This is a genomic window from Micromonospora sp. NBC_01412 (assembly GCF_045040215.1).
Taxonomy (GTDB): domain Bacteria; phylum Actinomycetota; class Actinomycetes; order Mycobacteriales; family Micromonosporaceae; genus Micromonospora; species Micromonospora rubida.
Genome location: NZ_CP109528.1, coordinates 2010573 through 2035909, shown reverse-complemented (window position 1 = coordinate 2035909; position 25337 = coordinate 2010573). Strand labels below are relative to the sequence as shown.

The window sequence follows — 25337 nt, the reverse complement described above, 5'->3', positions numbered from 1 at the left end:
ACGCGACGGTAACTGTATGAAATTCGCCCCCCACGGTCAGTATGGACGGGCGCGACCGAAGTCGGACGCCCCGACGGGGCGTGTCTCGCAGAAAGAGGACCGCTGACCTGGTGCGAGCGATCCCGACGACGTCGCCGTCGACCCCCGTGGCCCCCGGCCACCCTCCGAGAGGAAACCCGATGCGCACCGTCCTGCGCCGACCCGAGTTCCGCCTGCTCTTCGGCGGGTTGCTGGCCAGCATGGCCGCCGAGTCGATCCTGCTGCTCGCCCTCGCCATCTGGGTGAAGGACCTGACCGGCTCCGACGGGCTGGCCGGGGCGACGATCTTCGCGATCATCGCGCCGATGGTGCTCGCGCCGCTGGTCGGCTGGGCGGTCGACCGGTACCCCCGGCGGCCCTTCTTCATCGTCGCGAACCTCGCCACCGCCGCCCTGCTCACCCCGCTGTTCACCGTCTCCGAGAGCGCCGACGTCCGGATCATCTACGTGGTGGCGGCCCTGTACGGGTTGTCGTACCTGACGCTGAGCGCGCTGCTCAGCGGCCTGATCCAGCAACTGGTCCCCGTCGAGCTGCTCGCCGACGCCAACGGCTTGCTGCAGACCGTGCGCCAGGGGCTGCGGCTGATCGGGCCGCTCGCCGGGGCCGCGCTCTACGCCGCCGTCGGCGGCTGGCTGCTGACCGCGCTGGCGATGACCGGGTTCGTCGCGGCCGCCGCCGTGGTCGCCCTGCTCCGGGTGCCCGAGACACCGTCGGCCGGCGGCGAGCTGCGGTGGTCGGCCGAGCTGGGGGCCGGGCTGCGTCACCTGGCCGGCGAGCCGGCGCTGCGCCGGGCGCTGCTCGGCTACGGCCTCGGCTCGCTGGTGATGGGCTTCACCGAATCACTGATCTTCGCGTACGTCGACCACGGGCTGCGCCGCGACGCCGCGTTCGTCGGCGTGCTGGTCACCGTGCAGGGCGTCGGCGGGCTGGTCGGTGGCCTGTTCTCCGCCGCCATGGTGCGCCGTGCGGGCGAGGTGGGCACGCTGGCCGCCGGGGTGACCCTGTTCGGTCCGGCCGCGTTGGCCCTGGCGTACCCGACCCTCTGGCTGGGCTGCGCGGCGCTGCTGCTGGCCGGGGCCGCGCTTCCGCTGATCACGGTGGGACTGAACACGCTCATCCAACGGCGTACCCCGGCGGGTTTGCTCGGCCGGGTCGCGGCGGCGTCGGAAGCCCTGGTCAGCGGCCCTCAGGCGGTCTCCATCGGCACCGGCGCGCTGCTCGTCGGCGTGTTCGACTACCGGCTGCTGTTCGCGCTGGTAGGCCTGACCACCACGGCCGCCGGCGTCTTCCTGTGGCGAGGCCGCCGCCTCTCCACCCCCACCCCCGCCCCGATGGTCCACATCCCGCTTCAACGCCGCCCGCCCGCCCCAGCCACCCCCACCCCCACCCCCCGCCCCACTCCCTAACCCCACCCCCCGCAAATACACGGAAAGAGTGGCCATTCCGGGCGGAATGGCCACTCTTTCCGTGAAAGTGCGCGCGCCCCACTCTGAGGGGCGGGTGGGGTGGTCAGCCGGGTAGGGCGGCCAGGTGCTGCTTGACCTGGGTGATGGACGGGTTGGTGAGGGCGCTGCCGTCGGCGAAGTGCAGCGTCGGGACGGTCTGGTTACCGCCGTTGACCTTCATCACGAACTCGGCAGCCTTCGTGTCCTGCTCGATGTCGACCACCTGGTACGCGATGCCCTCCCGGTCGAGCTGCGACTTGAGTCGGTGACAGTAGCCGCACCACGGGGTCGAGTACATCGTCAACATGATCGGGTGTCCTCCAAGGTCCGTTCCGCCAGTCCGGTCAGGCCAGGCTAACCGCTGCAACATCAGAGGGAGCTGAGATGATTCCTCGCTGTGGGGGTTCACTCAGCGTCGGAACTGGTGCTCGCCGGGCTGGACCCGGAGCAGCGCGCCGCGGTGACCGCCCCCGCCGGGCCGGTCTGCGTCCTGGCCGGCGCCGGCACCGGCAAGACCCGGGCGGTCACCTCGCGCATCGCCCACCGGGCGCTGACCGGCGAGGTGTCCCCCCGGCACGTGCTCGCGGTCACCTTCACCGCCCGCGCCGCCGCCGAGATGCGGGCCCGGCTCACCGCCCTCGGGGCGCAGGGCGTGCAGGCGCGCACCTTCCACGCCGCCGCGCTGCGCCAGGTGCGCTACTTCGCCCCCCGGCTGCTGGCGGGCCGGGCGATGCCCGAGCTGCTGGACAGCAAGGCCCGGGTGGTCACGCTCGCCGCCGCCCGGGTCGGCCTGCGGACCGACCGGGCCGCCGCCCGGGACCTGGCCGGCGAGATCGAGTGGGCCAAGTCGTCCCTGGTCGAGCCGGGGGAGTACGTCGTCGCGGCGGCCAAGGCGCTGCGTGACACGCCGCACGAGCCGGCGAAGGTGGCCGAGGTGTTCGCCGCGTACGAGAGGCTCAAGCGGTCCAACGGGGTGATCGACTTCGAGGACATGCTGCGCGCTGCCGTGTGGGGCATCGAGGAGCACCCGGACGTGGCCGAGCAGGTCCGCGGCCAGTACCGGCACTTCGTGGTCGACGAGTACCAGGACGTCAACCCGTTGCAGCAGCGGCTGCTGGAGGCGTGGCTGGGCGGCCGGGACGACGTGACCGTGGTCGGCGACGCCAGCCAGACGATCTACTCGTTCACCGGGGCCACCTCGGCGTACCTGGTCGACTTCCCCCGCCGACACCGGGGCGCCACCGTGGTCCGGCTGGTCCGGGACTACCGCTCCACCCCGCAGGTGGTCGGGCTGGCCAACGCCGTCATCTCCCAGGCCCGGGGCACCGAGGCCCGGCTGCGGTTGGAGCTGCTCGGGCAGCGCCCGACCGGCCCCGAACCGGAGCTGCGGATCTTCACCGACGAGCCGGCCGAGGCCGCCGCCGTGGCGACCCGCTGCCGGGCACTGGTCGACGCCGGCACCCCGGCCCGGGAGATCGCCGTGCTGTTCCGCACCAACGCCCAGTCCGAGGCGTACGAGAAGGCGCTCACCGAGGCCGAGGTGCCGTACGTGGTGCAGGGCGCCGAGCGGTTCTTCGAGCGGGTCGAGGTGCGCCAGGCGATGGTGGCGCTGCGGGCCGCGACCCGCTCGATCCCCGGCGAGACCCCGTTGCGGGTCGCCGTCGTGGAGGGCCTTTCGGCGGTCGGCTGGGCCCCGGACGCCGCCCCGGCCGGCGGCGCGGCCCGGGAACGCTGGGAGGCGCTGGCCGCCTTGGTCCAGCTCGCCGAGGAGCACGCGGCCAGCCCGCCGGTGCTGCCGATCGGTGAGGCCGCCGCCGTGGAGCGCCCGGTGACGCTGGCCGACTTCAACGACGAGTTGGCCCGCCGGGCCGCCCAGCAGCACGTGCCGACGGTGGAGGGGGTGACCCTGTCGTCCCTGCACTCGGCCAAGGGCCTGGAGTGGGACGCGGTCTTCCTGGTCGGGCTCTCCGAGGGCACCCTGCCCACCACGTACGCCCGCACCGCCGAGCAGGTCGAGGAGGAGCGCCGGCTGCTCTACGTCGGGATCACCCGGGCCCGGGAGTGGCTCTGGCTGTCGTACGCGGTGGCCCGCTCGCCCGGTGGGCGGGCCCGGCGGCCGTCGCGGTTCCTGCCCCAGCTCGACCGCTCCGGCGGCGGGACCGAGCGGGCTGGGACCGAGCGGGCCGGGGCCGAGCGGGCCGGGGCCGGTGCGGCCAAGCGGGCCGAGCGTCGCCGTCCCCAGATGGTCTCCTGCCGGATCTGCGGCGCGACCCTGCTCTCCGGCCCGGACCGCAAGCTCGGCCGCTGCCCGACCTGCCCGTCCGACATCGACCAGGACCTGTACGAGCGGCTGCACGACTGGCGGGCCCGGGTGGCCGGGGCGCAGAAGGTCCCGGCGTACGTGGTGTTCACCGACGCCACCCTCGTCGCGCTGGCGGAACGGCGACCCGGCCGGCCCGAGGAGCTGATCGCGATCGCCGGCATCGGCCCCCGCAAAATCGGCCTGTACGGCGAGCTGGTGCTGGCCCTCGTGGGGGGCGCGGCGGTCGACGATGTCTGCCCTGAGAAAACTTTCGAAATCGAGCCGTAAATTCGTTTGCCCTCGCCCCCGGGCGAGGAATAGCCTCAGGACACACCTCGCGAGCAGCGCCATTCCGGCTGCTCAGGGGGTGGAGGCCAGTCGACTTCGAGGAACGTGAGGGAGGTGTCACCAATGGAGATCTTCACCTATGAGCGCCCAGCGGGGATGCCCGCTGCCGTTGCTCCGCTGTCGACTGTCCGGGCGGCCCTCGCCGCTCGGCCGTCGGCTCCGCAGGCGCACCAGGTCCGGGTTCAGGCCGAGCTGAATCTGACCGTCGCGCCGCCGACCGGAGTCGAGGGGGCCAGTGGCTCCACGGGCATGGACATCGATGGCGTCAAGAAGCGCACGGATGTCCGCGGCGTTCCACCTCGAGGTAGACCGGTCTGATCATCAGACTCCGGCTCACCTCGAGGCCGCGGAACCCGCTACTGGGATCCGCGGCCTCAGTTTTTTCCTGCCGAAGTACGTCGGAAGTCCGATCCACAAGATCGAAGTGAGAGAGAGGTGACCGGGAGATGAGTCTGGCGTTGGCCCCCGTCGACGTGAGCGTCGAAGTGGAGGCGAACCTGTCCTGCCGGAAGTTCGACCCCGACCTGTGGTTCTCCGACTCGCCCACCGAGCTTGAGCTGGCCAAGTCGCTCTGCGGGGACTGCCCGCTGCGCGTCGAGTGCCTCGCCGGGGCGATGGAGCGGGCCGAGCCCTGGGGTGTCTGGGGTGGCGAGATCTTCGAGCGTGGCGCGGTCGTCCCGCGCAAGCGGCCCCGGGGCCGCCCGCGCAAGGAGGACGTCGCCCGTGACGCCGCGCTGAAGGTCGAGGCCGAGGCGCGCCTGGCAGCCGGTGGGCTGTCCACGTCGCGCAACACCCTCCGGCTTGCTGCCTGACACACCCGATCCGCACCATCCCCGCCGGTCCACACCGGCACGAGAGAGACACGAGAGAGAGCTGATCCCCATGATGCACCTGCCCATCGGAGCCGTCGAGATGCAACTACTCCACGAAGCGTTGTCCCGGGCCCGAATGCCCCGGCCTCAGGCCGGTCGCACCACCACGAGCACTGAGGCAACCCGATCCGCCCGTACCGTCGCGATCAGCAGCCACAGCCGATCGGCTCGCGACCTGGGCGTTCTGTAACCGAACACGACACACGCGGGGGCGTGTCGGCCGACCGGCCGACACGCCCCCGCGTCGTGGACCGGCCCGATCCGCGCCGCCGGCATCTGCCCGCGATCCGGGCGGCCGGTTTCGGCCGCTCGTCCGTGCGGCCGGTTCAGGCCACCGGGGCGAAGCCCGGCAGCCAGCGCTCCAGGATCGACCGGTACGGCGCCTTGGCATCGAGTTGGCAGAGCACCCCGATCGAGCCGAGCGTCACCCGGTGGATCAGCAGGTACGACGGGGGGAGGTTGAGCTGCCGGCTGAGCTGGTACGCCGGTGAGCGAGGGCTGGCCAGGCGGGTCGCCTCGGCCCGCAGCCAGGCCCGGGTGAACCGGAACTCCTCCTCCGCGACCGGGGTCAGCATGGGCCGGATGAAGTCCAGCACGGCCTGGGCGTCGATCGGCTCGGTGGGGCTGACGAAGCCCTCCTCGCGTAGCCCCTCGACGACTCCGTCGGCCTCGCCGCGCAGGGCCAGCCCGGCGAGCCGGCCGATCGGCTCGGGCGTGCCCTCCGGCATCCGGGCCACCGCCCCGAAGTCGATCACGCCGAGCCGACCGTCCGGCAGCAGCCGGAAGTTGCCCGGGTGCGGGTCGGCGTGCAGCAGGCCGGCCCGGGCCGGCGCGGAAAGGTGCAGGATGGCCATCAGCCGGCCGGCCTCGTCGCGCTGCTCCTCCGTGCCCGCCCGGATGATCTCGGCCAGCGGGGTGCCCTCGATCCACTCGGTGACTAGAACCCGGGGGGTGGCCGCGAGCACCGCCGGGATGAAGATCTCCTTGTCGTCCGCGTACGCGGCGGCGAAGGCACGCTGCGACTCGGCCTCCAGCTCGTAATCCAGCTCCTCGGTGATCCGCTCGCGCAGCTCGACCAGCAGCGGCTTGACGTCCAGCCCGGGCTGGATCGCCCGGAACATCCCGCCGAGACGGGAGAGCTGCTTGAGGTCGGTGAGCAGCGCGTCGCCGGCCCCCGGGTACTGGATCTTGACGGCCGCGTCGCGGGACGCCCCGCCGTCCGGGTCCCGCCACACGGCCCGGTGCACCTGCCCGATGCTGGCCGCGGCGGCCGGGGTGTCGTCGAACTTGTCGAAGTGCTCCCGCCAGGCCGGACCGAGCTGCTCGGCGAGCACCTTGTGCACGGTGGCCGCGGGCAGCGGCGGCGCCGCCTCCTGGAGCTTGGTGAGGGCCTGCCGGTAGGGGGCGGCGACCTCCTCGGGCAGGGCCGCCTCGAACACCGACAGCGCCTGGCCGAACTTCATCGCCCCGCCCTTGAGCTGCCCGAGGACGCTGAACAGCTGCTCGGCCGTGCGCTGCTGGATCTCGGCGGAGATCACGTCGGAAGCCAGCCCGGTGACGCGCTTACCCATGCCGAGGACGGTCCGGCCGGCGAAGCCGAGCGGCAGAGCGGCGAGCTTGGCGGTCCGGGACATGGCCCGGCGCGGGATGTCGGTCACTCGGCCATTGTGACCGACTCGGCGGCCTCGCGGCTGCTCCGTGGCCGGGCCGGGCCGCCCGACCCCCGGATCGGTGGCCGCCGCGCCGCCCGTCCGTGCCCTCCGTGCCCGCCCGCTGGCCCGCAGGCCGACCGGCCCCGAGGGAGCCGTCGCGGCCTGTCAGCGGCCCCGTCCGGCGCAGCGGCAGGACGGGTGGGGCGGCCAGGTGCGTCGGCGCAGCCGGCCGGGGCTGGTCACCTCCACGGCGCAGCCCAGGGTCTCCGGGGTGCCGCCGTCGAGGTGGGCCAGCGCCTCGGCGACGGCGTACCCGACTGCGGCGAGCAGGGTGGCCGTGCCGCAGGACTGGTCCGAGGCGTCGGCGGCGAGCTGGGCCGCGAGCGCCGGCCAGCCCGGGTCCCGCTCGGTGCGGTACAGGTCGACGCAGCGTAGGCAGGGCCCAGCGGGTGGCCGGACGAGCGGACCGATCGTCGGCACCCCCTCGCGCAGGGTGAGCAGCAGGTGCGGCTGGCGACGCTGGGCGAACCCGGCCGCGAGCAGGGCGGCCGGTCGGTCGACGCCGAGCTGGAGCACGAGGTCGGGCCGGCTGCGGTGCAGTGGGCGGGTGGCGGTGCCGGGGGCGGCCCGGTCCACCGCGGCGCGTACCGCCGGGGCGAGCGGGTGCCCCAGGTCGGTGGCGGGCAGCCCGGTGCCGACCAGGTCGGCCGGGCGCACCGACCCGGCGAGGTTCGCGTGTACGTGTCCCACCCCGGCCTGGGCGAGCGCGACGGCGACGGGAGCGCCGAGCCGGCCACTGCCGGTCACCAGCACCCGTGCGGCCCGGCGTCGCCGCAGCACCTGGGCCGGCGTGCCGGGCAGGGCGGGCGCGGCCAGGGCCAGCGCCCCGGCCTCCGCAGCGAGGCGGTGCCGCGCCGGGCCGGCGAGGTCGCGGGGGAGCAGCGTGTGCGCGGGTACGACCAGCCCGGCGTCGCGTAGCGCGTCGAGCAGCCCGCGCGCCTCGTCCGGCGGCACGTCGACGCCGGCGGCGTGCGCCAGGACGAGCCGTTCGCTGCGGGTGCCGTCGAGCAGGTCGAGCACCCGAACGGCGCGGGGGTTGGCCACCTCGACGAGGACGGCACGCCCCGATCCCAGCCCGAGCTGGAGGGTGTGCCGGTCCCGCCACAGGCGGGTCAGGCCGGGAAGCAGAACGGGCCGGGGCAGCGTGGGACGGTCCATGACGACGAATCGTCACCGAGTCCCTGCTTTCCGTCGATCGTTGTCCACAGGTGCGCACCGCCCCGCCCGGGGTTCTCCACAGAAAAGGCTGGGTTATCCACAACCGGCCGGTAACCGTGTCGGTCAGCCGACACCCGGGCGGGCACCGAAACGGTACGGGGGAGGGCGACCGCGGTCGCCCTCCCCCGTTACCGGACCCTTACGGGTCAGACCTTCGCCTTGCCCAGGATGCGGTTCACTGTTGTGCCGCACACCGGACACTTGCCCTTGGCCATGTTCATCCCGGTCTTCGAGACCTCGACGTGCCCCTCGAAGTCCCGCTTCTCCTTGCACTTGACGCAGTAACCGTTGTAGGTCTGGGCCTGGTCGGCCACGGGTGCCCTCCTCGTCTCGTCCGCCGGTCAATCCGGTTCCGGCGGTTGCCCGGCGGCGGGCCACGCGGGGCGCCGACGCTGGGTCTTTCTCCGCGGCCACCCTCGTGACCGCTGGTCCGCGGACCCTACCCAGGTGCGGGCGGTTCCATGTCAGCTGTGCTTCGACACTGTGAGCAAGTCGACGTCGAGAGTGTGCATGCCGAATTAGGTCGGATAAGTCAGTTTGGCGGGGACACGCCGGGTGAAAGCACCCAGATGCCCCACTAGGTGGCCCCGGGGAGGCGGTCGGGGCGATGATCACCTACGGTGGGAGGCGAGCCTTCGGGCCGCCCGGCACGGTCTTTCGACCGTGACGGAGCGTCTTCGTGACGGTCTGCAAGGTTTTTTTTCGGGACTCCTGGTCATCAACCAGGACTTTCCGGGCGCGTGTCGTGGTGTTGACTCTTGCGGACCCCTGGTCAGTACCCATTAGCTTTCCTTCGTGACAGCAAAACGAGGCTGCGCGGCCCACTGATGGCAGGGGCGCGGAAGCCGGTCGTCGAAGTACGGCGCAGCCAGCGCCGGCGACGCACGGTGTCCGCCTACCGCGACGGTGAACGGGTCGTGGTGCTCATCCCCGACCAGTTCTCCCGGGCCGAGGAGTCCGAGTGGGTCGACCGGATGCTGGCCCGGCTGGAGGCCCGGGAGGGGCGCCTCGCCCGCTCCGACGACGAGTTGTTCGACCGCGCCACCCGGTTGCGCAGCCTCTATCTCGTCGAGTACGGCGACCGGGCGCTGCCGTCGAGCGTTCGCTGGGTGACCAACCAGAACGGCCGCTGGGGCTCCTGCACCCCCGCCGACCGGACCATCCGCATCTCGCACCGGATCCAGGACATGCCCGACTGGGTGATCGACTACGTCCTGCTGCACGAGCTGGCCCACCTCATCGTGCCCAGCCACAACGCCCGGTTCTGGGCGCTGGTCGGGCGCTATCCCAAGGCCGAGCGCGCCCGTGGGTACCTGGAGGGCGTCGCCGCCGCCGGCGGCCCGCTGACCGACTGACCGGCCGCCGGCTCCGGTTGACCGCTGACCGCCTGCCGTCGCCTCCGGCGGCCCTCTGGTCGACCGACCGCCGCCGGCTCCGGTTGCCCGCTTCGATCGGCTCGATGTCGATGATCCGGGATGACCGGGCGTCGAAACCGCGCCGGGTCGGTGAGCCGCGACCCGGCACCGGGCGCGCGGTGGTGCGGCCGACGGCCTAGGGTCGGGGCGTGGCCCGACGTGTGGTGGTGGCGTTGCTCGGACCGGTGGCGTGGGCGCCGCCGGGGATCGATCCGGCGGTCTGGCGTGCCGCGCTCGCCGAGGACGTCGTGGACCTGCTCGCCACGCTCCAGGAGGTGGAGACCGTGATCGCGGCCATCTCGCAGGACCGTTCGCTGGCTGAGGCCGTCGTCTGGCCGGGGATGGCCGTGCTCGAGGTGCCCGAGGCCACCGGCACCGCCGTCCTGGCCGCGCTGACCGGTTACGACCAGGCGGCCGTCGTCGCCGCCGACGCCCCGGACCTGCCCGGCCTGACCGTCGGCAAGCTGCTCCGCCCGCTGACCACCCGGTCGGTGGCGGTGGCCCCCGCCGAGGGGGCCGGCCCCGGCCTGCTCGGCGTCGCGTCCCGGCTGCCCGTGCCGGGATGGCTGCCGGAGATCGACCTGGACACCGCGCTCCCGGCGGACGTGCGGCGGGCCGCCCCGCAACCCGGGGACGTGGCCGTCACCGCCGCCTGGCGGCGGATGCGCGGCCCCGCCGACCTGGCCACCCTCGACCCCGCCGTCGAGGGCTGGGAGACGACCCGCGCACTGCTCTCCGGCCGCCGCTGACGCCATCAGCCGACCTCCCCGCCCACAGCGGCTCGCGCGAAGGACGGGCGAGGGCCGCCGGCGCGGTGCGCCGACGGCCCTCGGGTGCGCTCGGGAGAGCGGGGGTCAGGACTCTTCGGCGTCGTCCCCGGTGCCCTCGGGGCGCGGACGGGGGGAGCCCGGGGCCTGCTCCTCCGGGCCGCCCGGCGCGCTGAAGTCGAAGTTGGCCAGCTCGTCGTCGAGGTCGAGCCGGGTCGTGGCGAACGCCACCGGGTCGGCGAAGTCGTCGTCGGAGGGGAGCAGGTCCGGGTGACCCCAGACGGCGTCCCGGCCGGAGATGCCCCGGTGCTCGGTCAGCGCCGCCCACAGGGTCGCCGCCTCGCGCAGCCGGCGCGGGCGCAGCTCCAGCCCGACCAGCGCCGCGAACGTCTGCTCGGCCGGCCCGCCGGCCGCCCGCCGCCGCCGGAACGCCTCGCCGAGGCGGACGACGTTGGGCAGCCGCTCGCCGGCGGCGGCGTCGACCACGTGGCAGACCCAGCCCTCCACCAGGGCGAGCGCGGTCTCCAGCCGGGCCAGCGACGCCTTCTGCGCCGGGGTGTCCTCCGGGGTGAAGATGCCCTCCAGGGCGATCGCCTGCATGGACTCGGGGTCGGTCGGGTCGACCCGGCCCATGGCCTCCTCGATCGCCTCCCGGTTGACCCGGATGCCCGACGCGTACGTCTCGACGGCGTTGAACACGTGCCCGCGCAGCCACGGCACGTGCTCGAAGAGCCGCTGGTGGGCCGCCTCGCGCAGGGCGACGTAGAGGCGTACCTCGTCCTCGGGCAGCTCCAGGCCCTGTCCGTACGCCCGGATGTTGGCCGGGATCAGCGCGGCGGTGCCGGCCGGGCCGAGCGGGAGCCCGATGTCGCCGGCGGAGAGCACCTCTGCGGCGAGCGAGCCGAGGGCCTGCCCGAGCTGCCCGCCGAACAGCGCGCCGCCGAGGGTGGCCATCATCGACTGCATCGGGCCGAGCTGGGTCCGCGCCTCCGGCGGCACCAGGTCGCCCATCGCGCCGACCATCCGGCTGGCCACCGGGTCGCAGAGCTTGCGCCAGACGTCCAGGGTCTTGTAGATCCACTCGTTGCGGTTCCACGCCAGCGAGGTGCGGATGCCCGTCGGCCAGGCGGTGACCGGCTCAAGCCAGAGGTCGGCGAGGCGCAGCGCCTCCTCGACCGAGTGCCGCTCGTGCGGCGAGACCGCCGGGTCGCCCGCCGCGGCGAGCTGGCTGGCGGCCACCTGCCGGGCCAGGTCCCAGTTGACCGGCCCGCTGCCCGGCGCGGAGAGCAGGTGCTGCAACTGCGACATGAACTGCTGCATCTGCGCGGGATCGTTGGGGTCTGGTGGTTGACCACCCGGGAGCGCGAAACCGAACGGAATATCAGGCACGACGTCTACGGTACGCGGGCTGCGCCCCTGGTAGCCGCCACCGGCGTTGCGCTGAGGGCGAAGTCGTCGTCACCGTCCGGGTCCCCGCCGGACCGGTCGGTACGCTCTGCGCCATGAGACGTCGCGGCGTGACCGTCCTCCTGGGCGCCCTGCTGACCACCCTGCTGAGCTTCGGTGTGCTCAACGCGCCCATCCCGTACGTGGTGCTCGGCCCCGGGCCGACGGTGAACACGCTGGGCACCTCGGACGGCAAGGAGGTCATCCAGGTGTCCGGGCGGGCGACGTCCACCTCCGCCGGCCAGCTCCGGCTGACCACGGTCGGCGTGCAGCCCACCGTCCGGCTGCGCTCGGCGCTGTCCGGCTGGTTCTCCAAGGACGAGGCAGTGGTGCCGCGCGAGCTGGTCTACCCGCCGGGGGAGAGCCAGCAGGAGGTGGAGCAGCGCAACGAGGAGGACTTCCGCAACTCCCAGACCAGCGCCGAGACGGCTGCCCTGCGGGAGCTGGGGTACCCGGTCCAGGTGCGGGTGAAGACCGTGACGGCGGACGGCCCGTCGGCCGGGGCGCTGCGTGTCGGCGACGTCGTCACCTCGGTCGGCGGCACGCCGGTGACCAGCGCCGGCCGGCTCACCGAGCTGATCCGGGCCAAGCCGGCGGGCACCGCGCTGACCATCGGCTACACCCGCGACGGCGCCGCCGCCACGGCGCAGGTCACCAGCCGGGAGCAGGACGGCCGGCCGCGCATCGGGATCGAGATCGACCAGCAGCAGCCGCACCCGTTCACCCTCTCCATCGACCTGAACGACATCGGCGGCCCGAGCGCCGGCCTGATGTTCGCCCTGGGGATCGTGGACAAACTGGAGCCGGCCGACCTGACCGGCGGGAAGATCATCGCCGGCACCGGCACGATCGACGACGAGGGGCGGATCGGCCCGATCGGCGGGATCGCCCAGAAGCTGGTCGGCGCGAAGCAGGCCGGGGCCAAGGTGTTCCTGGTGCCGGAGGCCAACTGCGCCGAGGCGGTCCGCAACCCGCAGCCCGGTCTGCCGTTGCTCAAGGTGGGCACCCTCGACGATGCGCTGACGGCCCTGACGGCGCTGCGTGAGGGCGGTGAGCCGACCCGCTGCTGACCGACCCGCCGCCGCCCGCCGTGACCTTGGGCCGCCGCTTTCAGGAACACCCCGTACGCTGGGTGCCTGGTCGGAGCCGATCACATCGAGCGTGCGGAGCCAAGAGTGGTCATGCGTAGCAGCCCCCTGCCGAGGATGAGCCGACGCGGACGCGTCACGATCGGGGTGCTGATCGGGGTGTTCGTGCTCTTCACCCTTCTGGGCTGGGGGGTGCAGGCCTGGACCGACTGGCTGTGGTTCGACGAGGTCCGCTACACCCAGGTGTTCACCGGGGTGCTCACCACCCGGGTGCTGCTCTTCCTCGTCGTCGGCCTCGCCATGGCGCTGATCGTCGGCGGCAACCTGTGGCTGGCCCACCGGCTGCGGCCCCGGCTGCGCCCGCACTCGCTGGAACAGGCCACTCTGGAGCGGTACCGGATGGTGCTCGGCCCCCGGCTCGGCCTGTGGATCAGCCTGGTCGCCGTGGTGGTCGGGCTCTTCGCCGGGCTTTCGGCGCAGAGCCGGTGGAGCCAGTGGCTGCTGTTCCGCAACGGCGGTGACTTCGGCGTCAAGGACCCGGAGTTCGGCATCGACATCGGCTTCTATGTCTTCCAGCTGCCGTTCTGGCGCTACGTGCTCGGCGTCGGCTTCACCGCCGTCGTGCTCGCCCTGCTCGGCGCGCTGGCCGTGCACTACATCTTCGGCGGCGTGCGGTTGCAGGGCGTCGGGGACCGGATGACCAACGCCGCGCGGGCCCACCTGAGCACACTCGTGGCGGTCTTCGTCCTGCTCAAGGCCGTCGCGTACGTGTTGGACCGGCGCTCCATGCTGCTGGAGTACAACGAGGGGGCGAAGCTCTACGGCGCCGGGTACGCCGACATCAACGCCCTGCTGCCGGCCAAGGAGATCCTCGCCTACATCTCGGTCGTGGTGGCCATCGCGATCATCGTGTTCTCCAACGCGGTGATGCGGAACCTGGTCTGGCCGGGCATCTCGCTGGCCCTGCTCGGCGTCTCCGCGGTCGCCATCGGCGGCATCTACCCCTGGGCGGTGCAGACCTTCGAGGTCAAGCCGAGCGCCAAGGACAAGGAGGCCCCGTACATCGAGCGTGCCATCGGGGCCACCCGGTCGGCGTTCGGGCTGGCGGACACGAAGACCTCGCCGTACGCGGCGAGCAACCTCGTGCCACCGGGGAGCCTGGCCACCGACACCTCCGTGGTGCCGAACGTGCGGCTGCTCGACCCGCAGCTCGTCTCCGAGACGTACACCCAGCTCCAGCAGGTCCGGGGCTTCTACGACTTCGGCCCCAAGCTGGACATCGACCGGTACGCCGTGTCCGGCAAGACCTCCGACTTCGTGGTCGGGGTCCGGGAGGTCAACTACAACGAGCTGACCGACCAGCAGAACACCTGGATCAACCGGCACACCGTCTACACCCACGGCTACGGCCTGGTCGCCGCGCCGGCCAACCAGGTGGTCTGCGGCGGGCAGCCGTACTTCGTCTCGGGCTTCCTGGGCGAGAAGACCCAGGAGGCGTGCTCCTCGCAGGTCGAGCAGATCCCGGCCAGCCAGCCGCGCATCTACTACGGCGAGCGGATGGGCCCGGACGACTACGCGATCGTCGGGCAGGCGAACCCGGAGCGGAACGCGGAGTTCGACCGGCCGACCCAGACCGGCGGCGAGCAGTACTACACCTACACCGGTGAGGGTGGCGTCGAGATCGGCTCGTTCACCCGCCGGCTGCTGTACGCGATCAAGCAGCAGGAGTCGAACTTCCTGCTCTCCGAGGCGGTCAACGAGAACTCGAAGCTGCTCTACGTGCGTAACCCCCGGGACCGGGTGGAGAAGGTCGCGCCGTTCCTCACCCTCGACGGTGACCCGTACCCGGCGGTGGTCGGTGGCCGGGTGCAGTGGATCGTCGACGGCTACACCACGGCCGCGACCTACCCGTACGCCGAGCGGGTGAACCTCCAGGCCGAGACGACCGACGAGCTGACCGGCCGGGGCACGTTCCAGCTCGCCCGGGAGAACGTCAACTACATCCGCAACTCGGTCAAGGCCACGGTCGACGCGTACGACGGCACGGTCCGGCTGTACGAGTTCGATCAGACGGACCCGGTGTTGAAGGCGTGGAACAAGGCGTTCGGCGGGGACCTGGTGCTGCCCAACGACAAGATCCCGGCCGAGCTGCGGGAGCACTTCCGCTACCCGGCCGACCTGTTCAAGGTGCAGCGCAACCTGCTGACCAAGTTCCACGTCACCGCCCCGGGCGACTTCTACTCGGCGCAGGACTTCTGGCAGGTGCCGAACGTGCCGGACAACCCGGACGGCGGGCAGAAGCAGCCGCCGTTCTACCTGTGGACCCAGTTCCCCGGCCAGGACGCGCCGCGCTTCCAGCTCACCTCGGCGGTCACCCCGAACGGCCGGCAGAACCTCGCCGCGCTGATCTCCGGCTCGTACGCGGACGGCAAGCCGCAGCTGGAGGTGCTGGAGCTGCCGGACCAGACCCGGATCTCCGGCCCGGTGCAGGTGCACCAGCAGATGACCAACAACGCCAACATCCGGCAGCAGCTCAACCTGCTCTCCTCGAACCAGGCCCAGGTGCAGTACGGCAACCTGCTCTCGCTGCCGTTCGGCAACGGGATGCTCTACGTCGAGCCGGTGTACGTGAAGAGCAACCAGCAGGACGCGTACCCGCTGCTGCAGAAGGTGCTGCTGTCGTACGGCGACGGGGGTTCGTACGTGGTGCTGGCCAACAACATCACCGATGGCATCAAGCAGCTCGTCGAGCAGGGCAAGGAGGCCGCCCAGGGTGCCACCCCGCCGTCCGGCGGCACGCCGCCGCCCAGCGGCGGGACCAACGCGCCGCCGCTGACCGGCGAGCTGGCCGCTGCCGCGGGCAAGGTGCAGGCGGCCATCGCCGAGGTCAAGGCCGCGCAGACGTCCGGTGACTTCGAGCGGTACGGCCGGGCGCTCAAGGCCCTGGACGACGCGATGACCGCGTTCCAGCAGGCGCAGCAGGCGGCCACGCCGGCCTCGCCGGCGCCGGGCGCCTCGCCGAGTGGCAGTCCTGCCCCGTCGCCCTCGGCGGGCGGCTGACCTGCGGAAAGCCGCCCGGGTGGGGCCGTTTTGCGGTCCGCCCGGGCGGTGCGCTAAGGTTAACCAGTCGACGCGGGGTGGAGCAGCTCGGTAGCTCGCTGGGCTCATAACCCAGAGGTCGCAGGTTCAAATCCTGTCCCCGCTACAAATGAATGTGCAAGTCAAAGCCCGGCCCCCAGATTGTGGGGGCCGGGCTTTTGATCTCCTTCCGGGCATGGTCCGGGCAGACGGAACATGGTCTTTGGGTAGATCGGGCGTCTGGTAGCAGCGGGCTCACTGCCCGCCGCGTCACCGGGTCAGGCCGTGGGCGCGACGGTGACGAGGAGCTTGCCGCGTACGTGCGTGTGCACCAGGTCGGCGTACGCGCGGGGTGCCTGTGTCAGGGCGTACCGCCGGCTGATGGTGGAGGTCAGCGTCCCGTCCAGAGCGTATGCGGCGAGCCGGCCCAGGTCGCCGGGGCGGGCGGTGCTGTAGGCCGTCTTCACGGTCAGATCGGCACCGTCGAACGCCGACGGGTCAGGGCTCGGGAAGGCCGCGTTGAGCAGTTGACCTCCGGGTCGGAGCACGCGGCTCGCCTCGATCAGTGCGGGCCCTGGGAGCGCGAGGTTGATCAGGGTGTCGATGCCACGGGGGTGGCGCCGCAGTGTCTCGGTGATGGTGTCGACGCTGCGGTAATCGATCACGTCGGCGGCGCCCAGGTCGCGCACGTACTGCTCATCGTCGGGAATTGCCGTGGCGATCACCTCAAGTCCTGCGGCTACGAGCAGCGGGACCACCACGCCACCGACCCCGCCCGCCGCGCCCGTGACCAGTGCCCGGCCGCCGCTCGTGAGCGGGGTCTGCCCGTCGGCCGGGTCGAAGCCGCCGGCGCGCAGCAGCGACAGCGCGGTCAGCCCGGCGATCGGCAGGGTGGCGGCCTGCTCCGCGTCGAGATTCTCCGGGCGTCGGGCGATGGCCGGCGTGTCCGCCTCGAACACCGCGTACTCCGCCATGGTGCCGGTGGTCAGGGACGGCGGAGTGGATAGCATCGTGGCCATCTCTCCCGTCGCACGCGGCAGCCCGACCCCGAACACCTCCTCGCCAACCGCGAACCGGGCAACGTCCGGACCGACCTCGGTGACCGTGCCGGCGAAATCGCTGCCGAGCACGTACGGGAACTCCAGCGGGGTCAGGCGGTGCAGCACTCCGCTGAGGGTCCGCAGATCGGCGGGGTTGAGCCCGGCCGCGCGTATCCGTACCTGGAACTGGCCGGGTCCCGGCCGGGGAACGGGAATCTCCTCGACCGCCAGCACCTCGGGGCCGCCGTATTCCCGGGCAACCACTGCCTTCATCGTCAGCCTCCATGCATCCAGCAACCTGACCACAGGGTCATATTGTCTCGACCGTAGCAGAGAAGGTGACCGCACGGTCAAGTTGAGTTAGGCTGGGTAGGTGCCCCGCGCCGATGCCACTCGCAACCGACAGTCATTGCTGGACGCCGCCTCGGCGGAACTCGCCGCGCACGGCTTGGAGGTTTCCATCGCCCGGATCGCTGCCCGGGCCGGCGTGGCGAAGGGAACGGTCTTCAACCACTTCCCCACGAAGGAAGACCTGGTCGCGGAGATCTTCGGCGACCGCGTCGCCGGTCTGGTTGCGCTCGGGGAGCAGCTACGGGAAGAAGCCGACCCGGAGTCCGCGCTGCTGCGGTTCATGGCCGCCGGCATCGAGCTACAGGCCAACGACCGCTCGTTCTGCGAGGCAGCCACCGCGATCTCACGGGCCGACCCCAGGGTGCGCGCCGCGAGCGAGCGCATGGCGCAGGTTGCCGAGGCGTTGACCGGGCGGGCCCGCGATGCCGGCGCGATCCGAGCGGACGTCACCGGCCACGACATCGTGCTGCTCTTCAACGCCGCCGTCCAGGCCGCGGCACCGCTCGGCGACACGGTGCCCGGCCTGTGGCGGCGCTACCTGTATCTGATCTTCGACGGGCTACGCCCGGAGTGCGCGCGCGAGATTCCGGTCGCTGCCCCCACGACCGGCGACTTCACCACCGCCGCCCGCAACGCCCTCCGGCCTGCCCCAGCCCAAGGCCCGGAGCAGGGCTGACCATGCTTCGCCTCAGCGGCAGGGCGTCTGACGACCCAACTCGGGGGGCCCGCTGATCTCCGTTCCGGGGATGCGCTAGTCTTTAGAAGTCGACGCGGGGTGGAGCAGCTCGGTAGCTCGCTGGGCTCATAACCCAGAGGTCGCAGGTTCAAATCCTGTCCCCGCTACGAACCGAAATGGCCCGGAGGAAACTCCGGGCCATTTTGCATGTCCCGTCCCGCTAACCGTGGCCGGGCTCGGCGTACCGCCCCTGTCCAGGTCTTCGGTTCATGTCCGCGACCGGGCTCTCCTCGCCCGGCGGCGATCCGCCCGGGAGCACGCCGGTGAACTCCCGTCCGTCCGGGGTGCCGCTGTTGCGCCGCTCGGCGATGATGAGGGGCATGTCTTCGTGGAACAAGTGGTGGGGCCGGCTGAGCACGGTCCTCGGCGCGGTTGTGTTGTCGGTCTTCGTCCCGGTCGCGGCCTGGGCGTCCACCGGTCCCGGCGAGCTGGTGGTCGAGGCCGCCAAGCGGCGCCGGGGCGGCGGCGTCGGCTTCCTGGGGCTGCTCTGCTGCCTCGTCGTCGTCGGCGGGATCGTCGTACTGGTACTGCTGCTGATGCGCAACCGGCGCAACCGGCCGCCGCGCTGACCGGTCCGCGCTGACCGGGTGATGCCGACCCGCCGCGCCGGGTACGTCGGGCCGACCCGCCGCGCCGGGGGCGGCGGGTCGGGTCATTCGGCCAGCGCGGCGTTCGCCTGGGCGATGAACCGGGACGTCGCCGTGCGCATGCCGGACCGGCCGGAGAGGACCCCTTCGGCCGTGGCGACGAGCAGGGCCCGCACCCGGGCGTGACCCCTCGGGGGCGGGCTGGGCGCGGGGCCGAGGGCGTCGGCGAGGGCGTCGGCGAGGGTGGCGGCCCGCTGCTGGCCTGCGTCGGTGACGCTCTCCTTGACGTACCGGCGGTTGGCGAGGTTCGGGTTGACCCCCCGCTCCTGACCCAGGGCCAGGGCCGCCCCCATGTTCGTGGTGAGGAAGTTGATCACTTCCGCCACCACGTCGGGTCGCCGCGTGCCGCGGAACGCCGCCCAGTACATCGACGCCCGCGCCCACTGCGCGGCCGGCGGGCCGGGGAACGCGGCCAGTGCCAGCTCGTCGTCGGTGTAGCGCTGAAGCTCGGGGAGCTGGTGGGCCCACGCGAACGAGGCGGCCGTGTGCCCGGTCACCACCAACTGCCGGTTCGTCTCGCCGCTGTCGGCCTGGTCGACCAGGGCGGCGCTCGGGGTGGCCCGGCGGGTCCGGGCGGCCTGCCACAGCTCGAACCAGTCGACCAGGTCGCTCGCGTTGAAGCCGAGCTGCCGACCCTGGTACAGCTCGCCGCCCCGGGACCGCAGCCAGAGCCAGAGCGCCCGGTGGTCCCCGGACGGGTCCATCGTGCCGGCCACCCGGCCGTCGGCGGCCCGGGTGACCCGCTCCGCCCAGTCGACGTACTCCTGCCAGGACATCCCGGTGCGGGGCTCCGGGACTTTCAGTCGGCGCAGCAGGGCGCGGTTGTAGACCACGGCGGCGCTGGTCTGGGCCGCCGCGACGCCCACGGTGCGGCCGTCGACCTCGCCGTAGCGGACCAGGCCCGGGGGGAGCCCGCGCAGGTCGAGCCGGTTGTCGGCGGCGTACCCGCCGAGGTCGAGCAGGATGTCCCGCCGGGCGTACTCGGTGAGGACGGTGTCGTCGACCTGGATCAGGTCGGGCACGTTCCCGCCGGCCGCCTGGGTGGCCAGCCGGTCGTAGTAGCCGTCGAAGCCCTGCCAGGTGACCCGGAAGCTGACCCGGGGGTTGCGCGCGGAGTAGAGCCGCAGCGCCTTCTCGGTCAGCTCGGCCCGCTTCGTGCTGCCGTACCAGAAGACGGAGAGCTCGATCAGCCCGTCGTCGACGGGTGTCTCCTCCGCGCCCCCGCACCCGGCCAGGCCGACCGTCGCGAGCGGTGCCCCGAACAGCGCCCCCAGCAGTCGCCTGCGGCCCGGGTCGGCGCCGGCGTGGGGGAGCGGGGGGCTGGCGGTGGGCACGGGGATTCTCCTGGTCGTCTGGCGGGCGGTCGGACCATTTACACAGCCGGCGCGGGCGGGTGTCAACGGCCTTCCGGCCGGGATCGGGCCGAGGCGACCCGGAGATCGACCGGCCTCGTCGGGCGGCTCGTCGGCCCGCCCCTCCCGGCACCCCGATCCCGGGCCGGCCCGCCGTGGCCGGTGGGCCCTCCCGGTGGCCGGCCCGGGCGTTTCTGAGGGCCGTGGTGTACTAGGTCGCGTGGAACTTCTGCACTCGGGCAAGGTCCGGGACGTCTACGCCGACGGCGACGACCTGATCCTGGTCGCCTCGGACCGGATCTCGATCTACGACGTGGTGCTGCCGACCCCCGTACCGGACAAGGGCCGGTTGCTGACCGCGCTGTCGCTGTGGTGGTTCGAGCAGCTCGCCGACCTGGTGCCGAACCACGTCGTCTCCGCCACCGACGTGCCGGCGGAGTTCGCCGGCCGGGCGATCCGCTGCCGGCGGCTGGAGATGGTCCCGGTCGAGTGCGTCGCCCGGGGATACCTGACCGGCGGCGGCCTGACCGAGTACGAGCGCACCGGCGCGGTCTCCGGCGTCGAGCTGCCCCGCGGGCTGGTCGAGGCGTCGATCCTGCCCGAGCCGATCTTCACCCCGTCGACGAAGGCGCCCAAGGGCGAGCACGACGAGCCGATCACCTACCAGCAGGTGGCGGACAAGGTCGGCGCGGAGACCGCCGGGCGGCTGCGGCAGATCACCATCGACGTCTACTGCCGTGGTGCCGAGCTTGCCGCCGAGCGGGGCATCCTGGTCGCCGACACCAAGATCGAGCTGGGCTGGGCGGCGGACGGCACGCTGGTCCTCGGTGACGAGGTGCTCACCTCCGACTCGTCCCGGTTCTGGCCGGCCGAGTCGTACCAGCCGGGCCGGGCGCAGTTCTCCTACGACAAGCAGTACGTCCGGGACTGGGCGACCGGCGGCGGCTGGGACAGGCAGCCGCCGGCCCCCGAGGTGCCCGCCGAGGTGATCGAGGCGACCAGGGCCCGCTACGTCGAGGTCTACGAGAGGCTCACCGGCAACACCTGGGCCTGACCCCGACCCGTAACCGCGTTTCGCCGCTTGGCGCTCCTTCGTCCAGCTGATCAAGGCCGCGTGATCCGGATTCCTTGATCCTTTGTCGTTCAGCGACACGACACGCCGGGCAACGTGTCGCTCAACGACAGACGATCTTGATACGAGGCGAGACCGGGTTCGTGCATGCAGCACTTCGGGCGTCCCGTGGCCTTTCCCGGGTGGAGGTGCCATGCAGCCGACATTCGAGGAGTTCGTAACCGCGCGCGGGGGATCGCTGCTGCGGTTCGCGCTGATGCTCACCGGTGACCGGCACCAGGCCGAGGACCTCGTCCAGTCCGTCCTGGCCAAGGCGTACGTCCGGTGGGACCGGGTGGCCGGGATGAGCCAGCCCGAGGCGTACCTGAAACGGGTGCTGGTCAACGAGAACCTGCGCTGGTGGCGGCGGCGCTCGTCGCGAGAGGTCCCGGTCGCCGCGCCCGACGACGGCCCGGCGGGTCCGGACGCTGTCGGGTCGCACGCCGCACGGGAAGCTGCCTGGGCGCTGCTGGGCCGGCTGCCCCGACGCCAGCGGGCGGTGCTGGCGTTGCGGTACTACGAGGATCTCTCCGACACGCAGATCGCCGAGGTTCTCGGCTGCACCCCGGGCACGGTGCGCTCCCAGGCTGCCCGGGCCCTCGCCACGCTCCGGGCCGTGGTGCCCGCGATGGATCGGGAGGCATTGCCATGAGCCGGTACGACGTGGAGACGCTGGTCCGGGACGCGTTCCGCAGCCGAGAGCACGAGACGGAGGACGCGCAGCCGGGCCTGGTCGGCGCGGTCCGTGCCCGGGTGGCACGCCGCCGCCGGGCCCGGGTCGTCGCGGCCGGGGCGGGCGTGCTGGCCGTGCTCACCGCCGCCGGGGGGACCGCGTCGGTGCTGACCGACCGGCCACCCGCCGTCGACGTGTCGGCGCAGGACCGGGCGGCGACCGCCGACTGGCGCTGGGAGAGCTCCCTCGGCGCGGAGATCCGGGTGCCGGCGGGCTGGACGGTGAACAACTTCGGCTGCCTGATGACCGGCGAGCCGAGCGTGGTCCGGGGGCAGCATGCGCAGTTCGCCTGCTGGACCACCGAGCCCGTCGACAAGGAGATCGCCGTCATCGGCGAGCGGCCGGTCGGCCAGCCCGGTGGCGACGGGCTGGCGGGGCGCGAGGTCACCGTCGACGGGGTGCGGGCCGTCCGAGCGGAGGGGCGGCTGCCCGACGGTCGGTACGCCGGCACTGTGACCGTGTCCGCCCGGGAGGTCGCCGTGACGGTGCGGACCCGGGACGAGGCCACCACCCGGCGGATCCTGGACAGCCTCCGGCTGGTGGCGACCGATCACGCCGGCTGCGCCGCCCGCCGCCCGGCGGTCGACGCCGCGCCCGCCGTGACCGGGGGGCCGTCGGGCCCGGTGGCGCAGCCCGCGAAAACTGCGGTGAAGGCACCGTTCTTGCCGCCCGACCCGGCCTCGATCGGGATCTGCTCCTACGGCTCGTCGTTCCCCAGCCGGCTCGACCGGCTTCAGGCCTCGGCACGGCTGACCGGATCGGACGCCGCCGCGCTCGCCGCCGGGCTCAACGCCGCCCGCCCCGGCGGCAACCCGGACGTCACGGGCTCCTCCTGCCCCCGGCCGGAGCCGGTCGACTACGACGCGCTGCTCCTGGTGCGCCACGGGGGCGCGGAGACCCGGGTGCGGGTCACCTGGAGCGGGTGCGCGGGGCGCGGGCTGGACAACGGCGCGAGCCGGGCGGAGCTGACCATGTCGCTGCTGGCCAGCATCATGGGCCCTGTGCACACCGGCTACCAGTTGTCCCGGGATCTGCCTGACTAGCCCGACCCTCCCCGGCCGCCAGGATGCTCGGCGGTACGAACGCCGTAACCCGTGGCACCGAGCCTGAGCCGGTCAGGAGATGGCTCAGTCTTCCCAGTCGAGGGTGCGCTGGACGGCCTTGCGCCACTGGCGCAGCTCCCGCTCGCGGTGCTCGGGGTCCATCGTGGAGGTCCACTGGGCGTCGGAGCGCCACTGGGCGCGCAGGGTGGCCAGGTCCGGCCAGAAGCCGACGGCGAGCCCGGCCGCGTACGCGGCGCCGAGGCAGGTGGTCTCGGTGATCCGGGAGCGGACCACCGGCACGTCCAGCACGTCGGCGAGGAACTGCATCAGCAGGCCGTTGGCCGTCATCCCGCCGTCCACCCGCAGCCGGCGCAGCGCCACGTCCGAGTCGGCGTTCATCGCGTCGACCACCTCGCGGGTCTGCCAGGCGGACGCCTCCAGCACCGCCCGGGCCAGGTGCCCCTTGGTGATGTAGCCGGTCAGCCCGGCGATCACCCCGCGCGCGTCGCTGCGCCAGTGCGGGGCGAACAGCCCGGAGAACGCCGGCACCACGTAGCAGCCGCCGTTGTCGTCGACCGTGCGGGCCAGGTCCTCCACCTCCGCGGCGGTGGCGATCAGCCCGAGGTTGTCCCGCAGCCACTGCACCAGCGAGCCCGTGACCGCGATCGCCCCCTCCAGGGCGTACGCGGCCGGCTGGCCGTCGATCCGGTACGCCACCGTGGTCAGCAGGCCGTGCGTCGAGGTGACCGGGCTGGCCCCGGTGTTCAGCAGCAGGAAGCTGCCGGTGCCGTACGTGCACTTCGCCTCGCCCGGCTGGAAGCAGGTCTGCCCGAACAGGGCGGCCTGCTGGTCGCCGAGGGCGCTGGCCACCGGCACCCCGGCGAGCAGCCCGTCGGCGGTGCCGTACACCTCGGACGAGGAGCGGATCTCCGGCAGCATCGCCGCCGGCACGCCGAGCGCGTCGAGCAGCTCCGGGTCCCAGTCGAGGGTCTCCAGGCCCATCAGCATGGTCCGGCTCGCGTTGGTCACATCGGTGACGTGCCGGCCGGTCAGCTTCCAGATCAGCCAGCTGTCCATGGTGCCGAACAGCACCTCGCCCCGCTCGGCGCGCTCGCGCAGCCCGTCGACGTGGTCGAGCAGCCAGCGCAGCTTCGGGCCGGCGAAGTAGGTGGCCAGGGTGAGCCCGGTGCGGGCGCGCAGCCGCTCCTCGCCGTACGCGTCGGCCAGCGCGCGTAGCTGCGGCCCGGTGCGGGTGTCCTGCCAGACCACGGCGTGCGCAACCGGGCGGCCGGTGGCCCGGTCCCAGACCACGGTGGTCTCCCGCTGGTTGGTGATGCCGACCGCCGCCAGCCCCTCCGGGCCGGTGCCGGCGGCGTCCAGCGCCTCCCGCACCACGAGCTGGACGTTGTCCCAGATCTCCTCGGCGTCGTGCTCGACCCAGCCGGGCCGGGGGAAGATCTGCCGGTGCTCGCGCTGGGCCACGGCGACGATCTCCCCGGCCCGGTCGAACACGATGCACCGCGACGAGGTGGTGCCCTGGTCGATGGCGGCGACGTACTCTGCGGTCACGGCAGCACCGTACCCGGCCGGCCCCGCGTCCGCCGGCCGCCGACGACCGTACGATTGGTCAACGTGCGCGACATCGCCGTTTTCAGTGGAACAGCCCATCCCGACCTCGCCGCCGAGATCTGCGCCCACCTCGGGGTGCCGCTGCACCCCGTGCGGGTGTCCCGGTTCGCCAACGACTGCCTGGAGGTGCAGTTGCAGGCGAACTGCCGGGAGCGGGACGTCTTCCTGATCCAGCCGCTGGTGCCGCCGGTGCAGGAGAACCTGGTCGAGCTGCTGCTCATGATCGACGCGGCCCGGGGGGCGTCGGCCGGCCGGATCACGGTGGTGCTGCCGCACTACGCGTACGCCCGGTCGGACAAGAAGGACGGGCCGCGCATCTCGATCGGCGGCCGGCTGGTCGCGGACCTGCTCACCTCGGCCGGCGCGAACCGGGTGCTGGCGATGACCCTGCACTCGCCGCAGGTGCACGGGTTCTTCAGCGTCCCGGTGGACCACCTGCACGCGCTGCGCGAGCTGGCCGGCCACTTCCAGCGGTACGACCTGAGCAACACCGTGGTGGTCTCACCCGACCTGGGCAACGCCAAGGAAGCCGCCGCCTTCGCCCGGATGCTCGGCACCCCGGTCGCGGCCGGCGCGAAGCAGCGGTTCAGCGACGACCTGGTCAAGATCAGTACGGTGATCGGTGAGGTGGCCGACCGGGACGTGATCGTGCTCGACGACGAGATCGCCAAGGGCAGCACGGTGATCGAGCTGATGTCCCACCTGCGCGAGCTGAAGGTCCGCTCGATCCGGCTGGCCTGCACCCACGGCCTCTTCTCCAGCGGCGCGCTGGACCGGCTCAGCGAGCAGGACGGGGTGCTGGAGATCGTCTGCACGAACACGGTGCCGATCCCGGCGGAGAAGCGGGTGCCCAAGCTGGAGGTGCTCTCGGTCGCGCCGGCGCTGGCCGAGGCGATGCGCCGGATTCACAACGGCGAGTCGGTCAGCGCCCTCTTCGGCTGAGCCGGCGCGGCGGGCCGGGCCGC

General features: G+C 72.7%; 23 protein-coding genes and 2 tRNA genes. 16 read left to right on the top strand and 9 right to left on the bottom strand.

Features of this window, described 5'->3' with window-relative positions; translation table 11 throughout:
• Positions 1-179 precede the first annotated feature (179 nt).
• Complete coding sequence (locus tag OG617_RS09060) at positions 180-1445, top strand: MFS transporter (RefSeq protein WP_405100385.1); 1266 nt, start codon at positions 180-182, stop codon at positions 1443-1445.
• Positions 1446-1548: 103 nt separating this feature from the next.
• Here the strand turns inward: OG617_RS09060 and OG617_RS09055 are convergent, their stop codons facing one another.
• The gene (locus OG617_RS09055) at positions 1549-1791 is read right to left on the bottom strand and encodes a mycoredoxin (RefSeq protein ID WP_161685495.1); all 243 of its coding nucleotides are present in this window, start codon (positions 1789-1791) and stop codon (positions 1549-1551) included.
• Positions 1792-1881: 90 nt separating this feature from the next.
• Between OG617_RS09055 and OG617_RS09050 the strand changes: the two genes are divergently transcribed.
• The 3 genes from OG617_RS09050 to OG617_RS09040 all read left to right on the top strand — a co-directional run bounded on the left by OG617_RS09050 (position 1882) and on the right by OG617_RS09040 (position 4946).
• A complete protein-coding gene (locus OG617_RS09050) occupies positions 1882-4074 on the top strand; it encodes an ATP-dependent DNA helicase UvrD2 (protein ID WP_405100383.1) in 2193 nt (730 codons plus the stop codon).
• Positions 4075-4197: 123 nt separating this feature from the next.
• Entirely contained in the window at positions 4198-4452 is a 255-nt protein-coding gene (locus tag OG617_RS09045; protein ID WP_396676911.1) for a hypothetical protein, read from the top strand.
• Positions 4453-4580: 128 nt separating this feature from the next.
• Complete coding sequence (locus tag OG617_RS09040) at positions 4581-4946, top strand: WhiB family transcriptional regulator (protein WP_405100381.1); 366 nt, start codon at positions 4581-4583, stop codon at positions 4944-4946.
• Positions 4947-5332: 386 nt separating this feature from the next.
• Here the strand turns inward: OG617_RS09040 and OG617_RS09035 are convergent, their stop codons facing one another.
• From OG617_RS09035 to OG617_RS09025, 3 genes are all read right to left on the bottom strand, one after another.
• Positions 5333-6664 (bottom strand): ABC1 kinase family protein, encoded by a 1332-nt coding sequence (locus OG617_RS09035; RefSeq protein ID WP_405100379.1) that lies wholly within the window; start codon positions 6662-6664, stop codon positions 5333-5335.
• Between the two features lie 159 nt (positions 6665-6823).
• Positions 6824-7876, bottom strand: coding sequence for a hypothetical protein (locus OG617_RS09030; RefSeq protein WP_405100377.1), 1053 nt, complete (start codon positions 7874-7876; stop codon positions 6824-6826).
• A 206-nt stretch (positions 7877-8082) separates the two neighbouring features.
• Positions 8083-8250, bottom strand: a complete 168-nt coding sequence (locus OG617_RS09025) for a DUF5679 domain-containing protein (protein ID WP_007464795.1) — start codon at positions 8248-8250, stop codon at positions 8083-8085.
• 513 nt (positions 8251-8763) lie between these two features.
• Between OG617_RS09025 and OG617_RS09020 the strand changes: the two genes are divergently transcribed.
• Both OG617_RS09020 and OG617_RS09015 read left to right on the top strand, forming a co-directional pair.
• Positions 8764-9291 (top strand): M48 family metallopeptidase, encoded by a 528-nt coding sequence (locus OG617_RS09020; protein WP_396676907.1) that lies wholly within the window; start codon positions 8764-8766, stop codon positions 9289-9291.
• A 209-nt stretch (positions 9292-9500) separates the two neighbouring features.
• Positions 9501-10100, top strand: coding sequence for a hypothetical protein (locus tag OG617_RS09015; RefSeq protein ID WP_405100374.1), 600 nt, complete (start codon positions 9501-9503; stop codon positions 10098-10100).
• A 105-nt stretch (positions 10101-10205) separates the two neighbouring features.
• Here OG617_RS09015 and OG617_RS09010 read toward each other — a convergent pair whose 3' ends face one another.
• The gene (locus tag OG617_RS09010) at positions 10206-11438 is read right to left on the bottom strand and encodes a zinc-dependent metalloprotease (protein ID WP_405100372.1); all 1233 of its coding nucleotides are present in this window, start codon (positions 11436-11438) and stop codon (positions 10206-10208) included.
• A gap of 182 nt (positions 11439-11620) precedes the next feature.
• On the opposite strand from OG617_RS09010, the gene OG617_RS09005 reads away from it, so the two are divergent.
• From OG617_RS09005 to OG617_RS08995, 3 genes are all read left to right on the top strand, one after another.
• Positions 11621-12634 carry a PDZ domain-containing protein gene (locus OG617_RS09005; RefSeq protein ID WP_405100370.1) on the top strand — a complete coding sequence of 338 codons (1014 nt, stop codon included), beginning with the start codon at positions 11621-11623 and terminating at the stop codon, positions 12632-12634.
• Positions 12635-12745: 111 nt separating this feature from the next.
• Positions 12746-15712 (top strand): UPF0182 family protein, encoded by a 2967-nt coding sequence (locus OG617_RS09000; RefSeq protein ID WP_405100368.1) that lies wholly within the window; start codon positions 12746-12748, stop codon positions 15710-15712.
• Between the two features lie 71 nt (positions 15713-15783).
• Positions 15784-15857, top strand: a tRNA-Met gene (locus tag OG617_RS08995).
• Positions 15858-16008: 151 nt separating this feature from the next.
• Here OG617_RS08995 and OG617_RS08990 read toward each other — a convergent pair.
• The gene (locus OG617_RS08990) at positions 16009-17043 is read right to left on the bottom strand and encodes an NADP-dependent oxidoreductase (RefSeq protein ID WP_405100366.1); all 1035 of its coding nucleotides are present in this window, start codon (positions 17041-17043) and stop codon (positions 16009-16011) included.
• A 100-nt stretch (positions 17044-17143) separates the two neighbouring features.
• On the opposite strand from OG617_RS08990, the gene OG617_RS08985 reads away from it, so the two are divergent.
• Positions 17144-17797: a TetR/AcrR family transcriptional regulator gene (locus OG617_RS08985; RefSeq protein WP_405100364.1), complete on the top strand. Its 654-nt coding sequence runs from the start codon at positions 17144-17146 to the stop codon at positions 17795-17797.
• A 93-nt stretch (positions 17798-17890) separates the two neighbouring features.
• Positions 17891-17964: transfer RNA gene (locus OG617_RS08980), tRNA-Met, on the top strand.
• Positions 17965-18017: 53 nt separating this feature from the next.
• Here OG617_RS08980 and OG617_RS08975 read toward each other — a convergent pair.
• Positions 18018-18179: a hypothetical protein gene (locus OG617_RS08975; protein WP_405100362.1), complete on the bottom strand. Its 162-nt coding sequence runs from the start codon at positions 18177-18179 to the stop codon at positions 18018-18020.
• Here OG617_RS08975 and OG617_RS08970 point away from each other — a divergent pair.
• Entirely contained in the window at positions 18178-18426 is a 249-nt protein-coding gene (locus OG617_RS08970) for a hypothetical protein (protein ID WP_405100360.1), read from the top strand. The genes OG617_RS08975 and OG617_RS08970 overlap by 2 nt on opposite strands.
• A gap of 83 nt (positions 18427-18509) precedes the next feature.
• Here OG617_RS08970 and OG617_RS08965 read toward each other — a convergent pair whose 3' ends face one another.
• Complete coding sequence (locus tag OG617_RS08965; protein ID WP_405100358.1) at positions 18510-19838, bottom strand: ABC transporter substrate-binding protein; 1329 nt, start codon at positions 19836-19838, stop codon at positions 18510-18512.
• A gap of 238 nt (positions 19839-20076) precedes the next feature.
• Between OG617_RS08965 and OG617_RS08960 the strand changes: the two genes are divergently transcribed.
• The 3 genes from OG617_RS08960 to OG617_RS08950 all read left to right on the top strand — a co-directional run bounded on the left by OG617_RS08960 (position 20077) and on the right by OG617_RS08950 (position 22743).
• Positions 20077-20910, top strand: a complete 834-nt coding sequence (locus OG617_RS08960; RefSeq protein WP_405100356.1) for a phosphoribosylaminoimidazolesuccinocarboxamide synthase — start codon at positions 20077-20079, stop codon at positions 20908-20910.
• 211 nt (positions 20911-21121) lie between these two features.
• Positions 21122-21619, top strand: coding sequence for a SigE family RNA polymerase sigma factor (locus tag OG617_RS08955; protein WP_405100354.1), 498 nt, complete (start codon positions 21122-21124; stop codon positions 21617-21619).
• Complete coding sequence (locus tag OG617_RS08950) at positions 21616-22743, top strand: hypothetical protein (protein ID WP_405100352.1); 1128 nt, start codon at positions 21616-21618, stop codon at positions 22741-22743. The genes OG617_RS08955 and OG617_RS08950 overlap by 4 nt, the downstream gene beginning before the upstream one ends.
• Positions 22744-22827: 84 nt before the next feature.
• Here OG617_RS08950 and glpK read toward each other — a convergent pair whose 3' ends face one another.
• The gene (gene glpK / locus OG617_RS08945) at positions 22828-24312 is read right to left on the bottom strand and encodes a glycerol kinase GlpK (protein WP_405100350.1); all 1485 of its coding nucleotides are present in this window, start codon (positions 24310-24312) and stop codon (positions 22828-22830) included.
• 63 nt (positions 24313-24375) lie between these two features.
• Between glpK and OG617_RS08940 the strand changes: the two genes are divergently transcribed.
• The gene (locus OG617_RS08940; protein ID WP_396676899.1) at positions 24376-25314 is read left to right on the top strand and encodes a ribose-phosphate diphosphokinase; all 939 of its coding nucleotides are present in this window, start codon (positions 24376-24378) and stop codon (positions 25312-25314) included.
• Positions 25315-25337 lie beyond the last annotated feature (23 nt).

Bases quoted from the DNA above. Each gene is read 5' to 3' on its own strand.
- OG617_RS09060 (WP_405100385.1), top strand. From the start codon at position 180: ATGCGCACCGTCCTGCGCCGACCCGAGTTCCGCCTGCTCTTCGGCGGG.
- OG617_RS09055 (WP_161685495.1), bottom strand. From the start codon at position 1,791: ATGTTGACGATGTACTCGACCCCGTGGTGCGGCTACTGTCACCGACTC.
- OG617_RS09045 (WP_396676911.1), top strand. From the start codon at position 4,198: ATGGAGATCTTCACCTATGAGCGCCCAGCGGGGATGCCCGCTGCCGTT.
- OG617_RS09040 (WP_405100381.1), top strand. From the start codon at position 4,581: ATGAGTCTGGCGTTGGCCCCCGTCGACGTGAGCGTCGAAGTGGAGGCG.
- OG617_RS09030 (WP_405100377.1), bottom strand. From the start codon at position 7,876: ATGGACCGTCCCACGCTGCCCCGGCCCGTTCTGCTTCCCGGCCTGACC.
- OG617_RS09020 (WP_396676907.1), top strand. From the start codon at position 8,764: ATGGCAGGGGCGCGGAAGCCGGTCGTCGAAGTACGGCGCAGCCAGCGC.
- OG617_RS09010 (WP_405100372.1), bottom strand. From the start codon at position 11,438: ATGCAGCAGTTCATGTCGCAGTTGCAGCACCTGCTCTCCGCGCCGGGC.
- OG617_RS09005 (WP_405100370.1), top strand. From the start codon at position 11,621: ATGAGACGTCGCGGCGTGACCGTCCTCCTGGGCGCCCTGCTGACCACC.
- OG617_RS09000 (WP_405100368.1), top strand. From the start codon at position 12,746: ATGCGTAGCAGCCCCCTGCCGAGGATGAGCCGACGCGGACGCGTCACG.
- OG617_RS08990 (WP_405100366.1), bottom strand. From the start codon at position 17,043: ATGAAGGCAGTGGTTGCCCGGGAATACGGCGGCCCCGAGGTGCTGGCG.
- OG617_RS08970 (WP_405100360.1), top strand. From the start codon at position 18,178: ATGTCTTCGTGGAACAAGTGGTGGGGCCGGCTGAGCACGGTCCTCGGC.
- OG617_RS08975 (WP_405100362.1), bottom strand. From the start codon at position 18,179: ATGCCCCTCATCATCGCCGAGCGGCGCAACAGCGGCACCCCGGACGGA.
- OG617_RS08955 (WP_405100354.1), top strand. From the start codon at position 21,122: ATGCAGCCGACATTCGAGGAGTTCGTAACCGCGCGCGGGGGATCGCTG.
- OG617_RS08950 (WP_405100352.1), top strand. From the start codon at position 21,616: ATGAGCCGGTACGACGTGGAGACGCTGGTCCGGGACGCGTTCCGCAGC.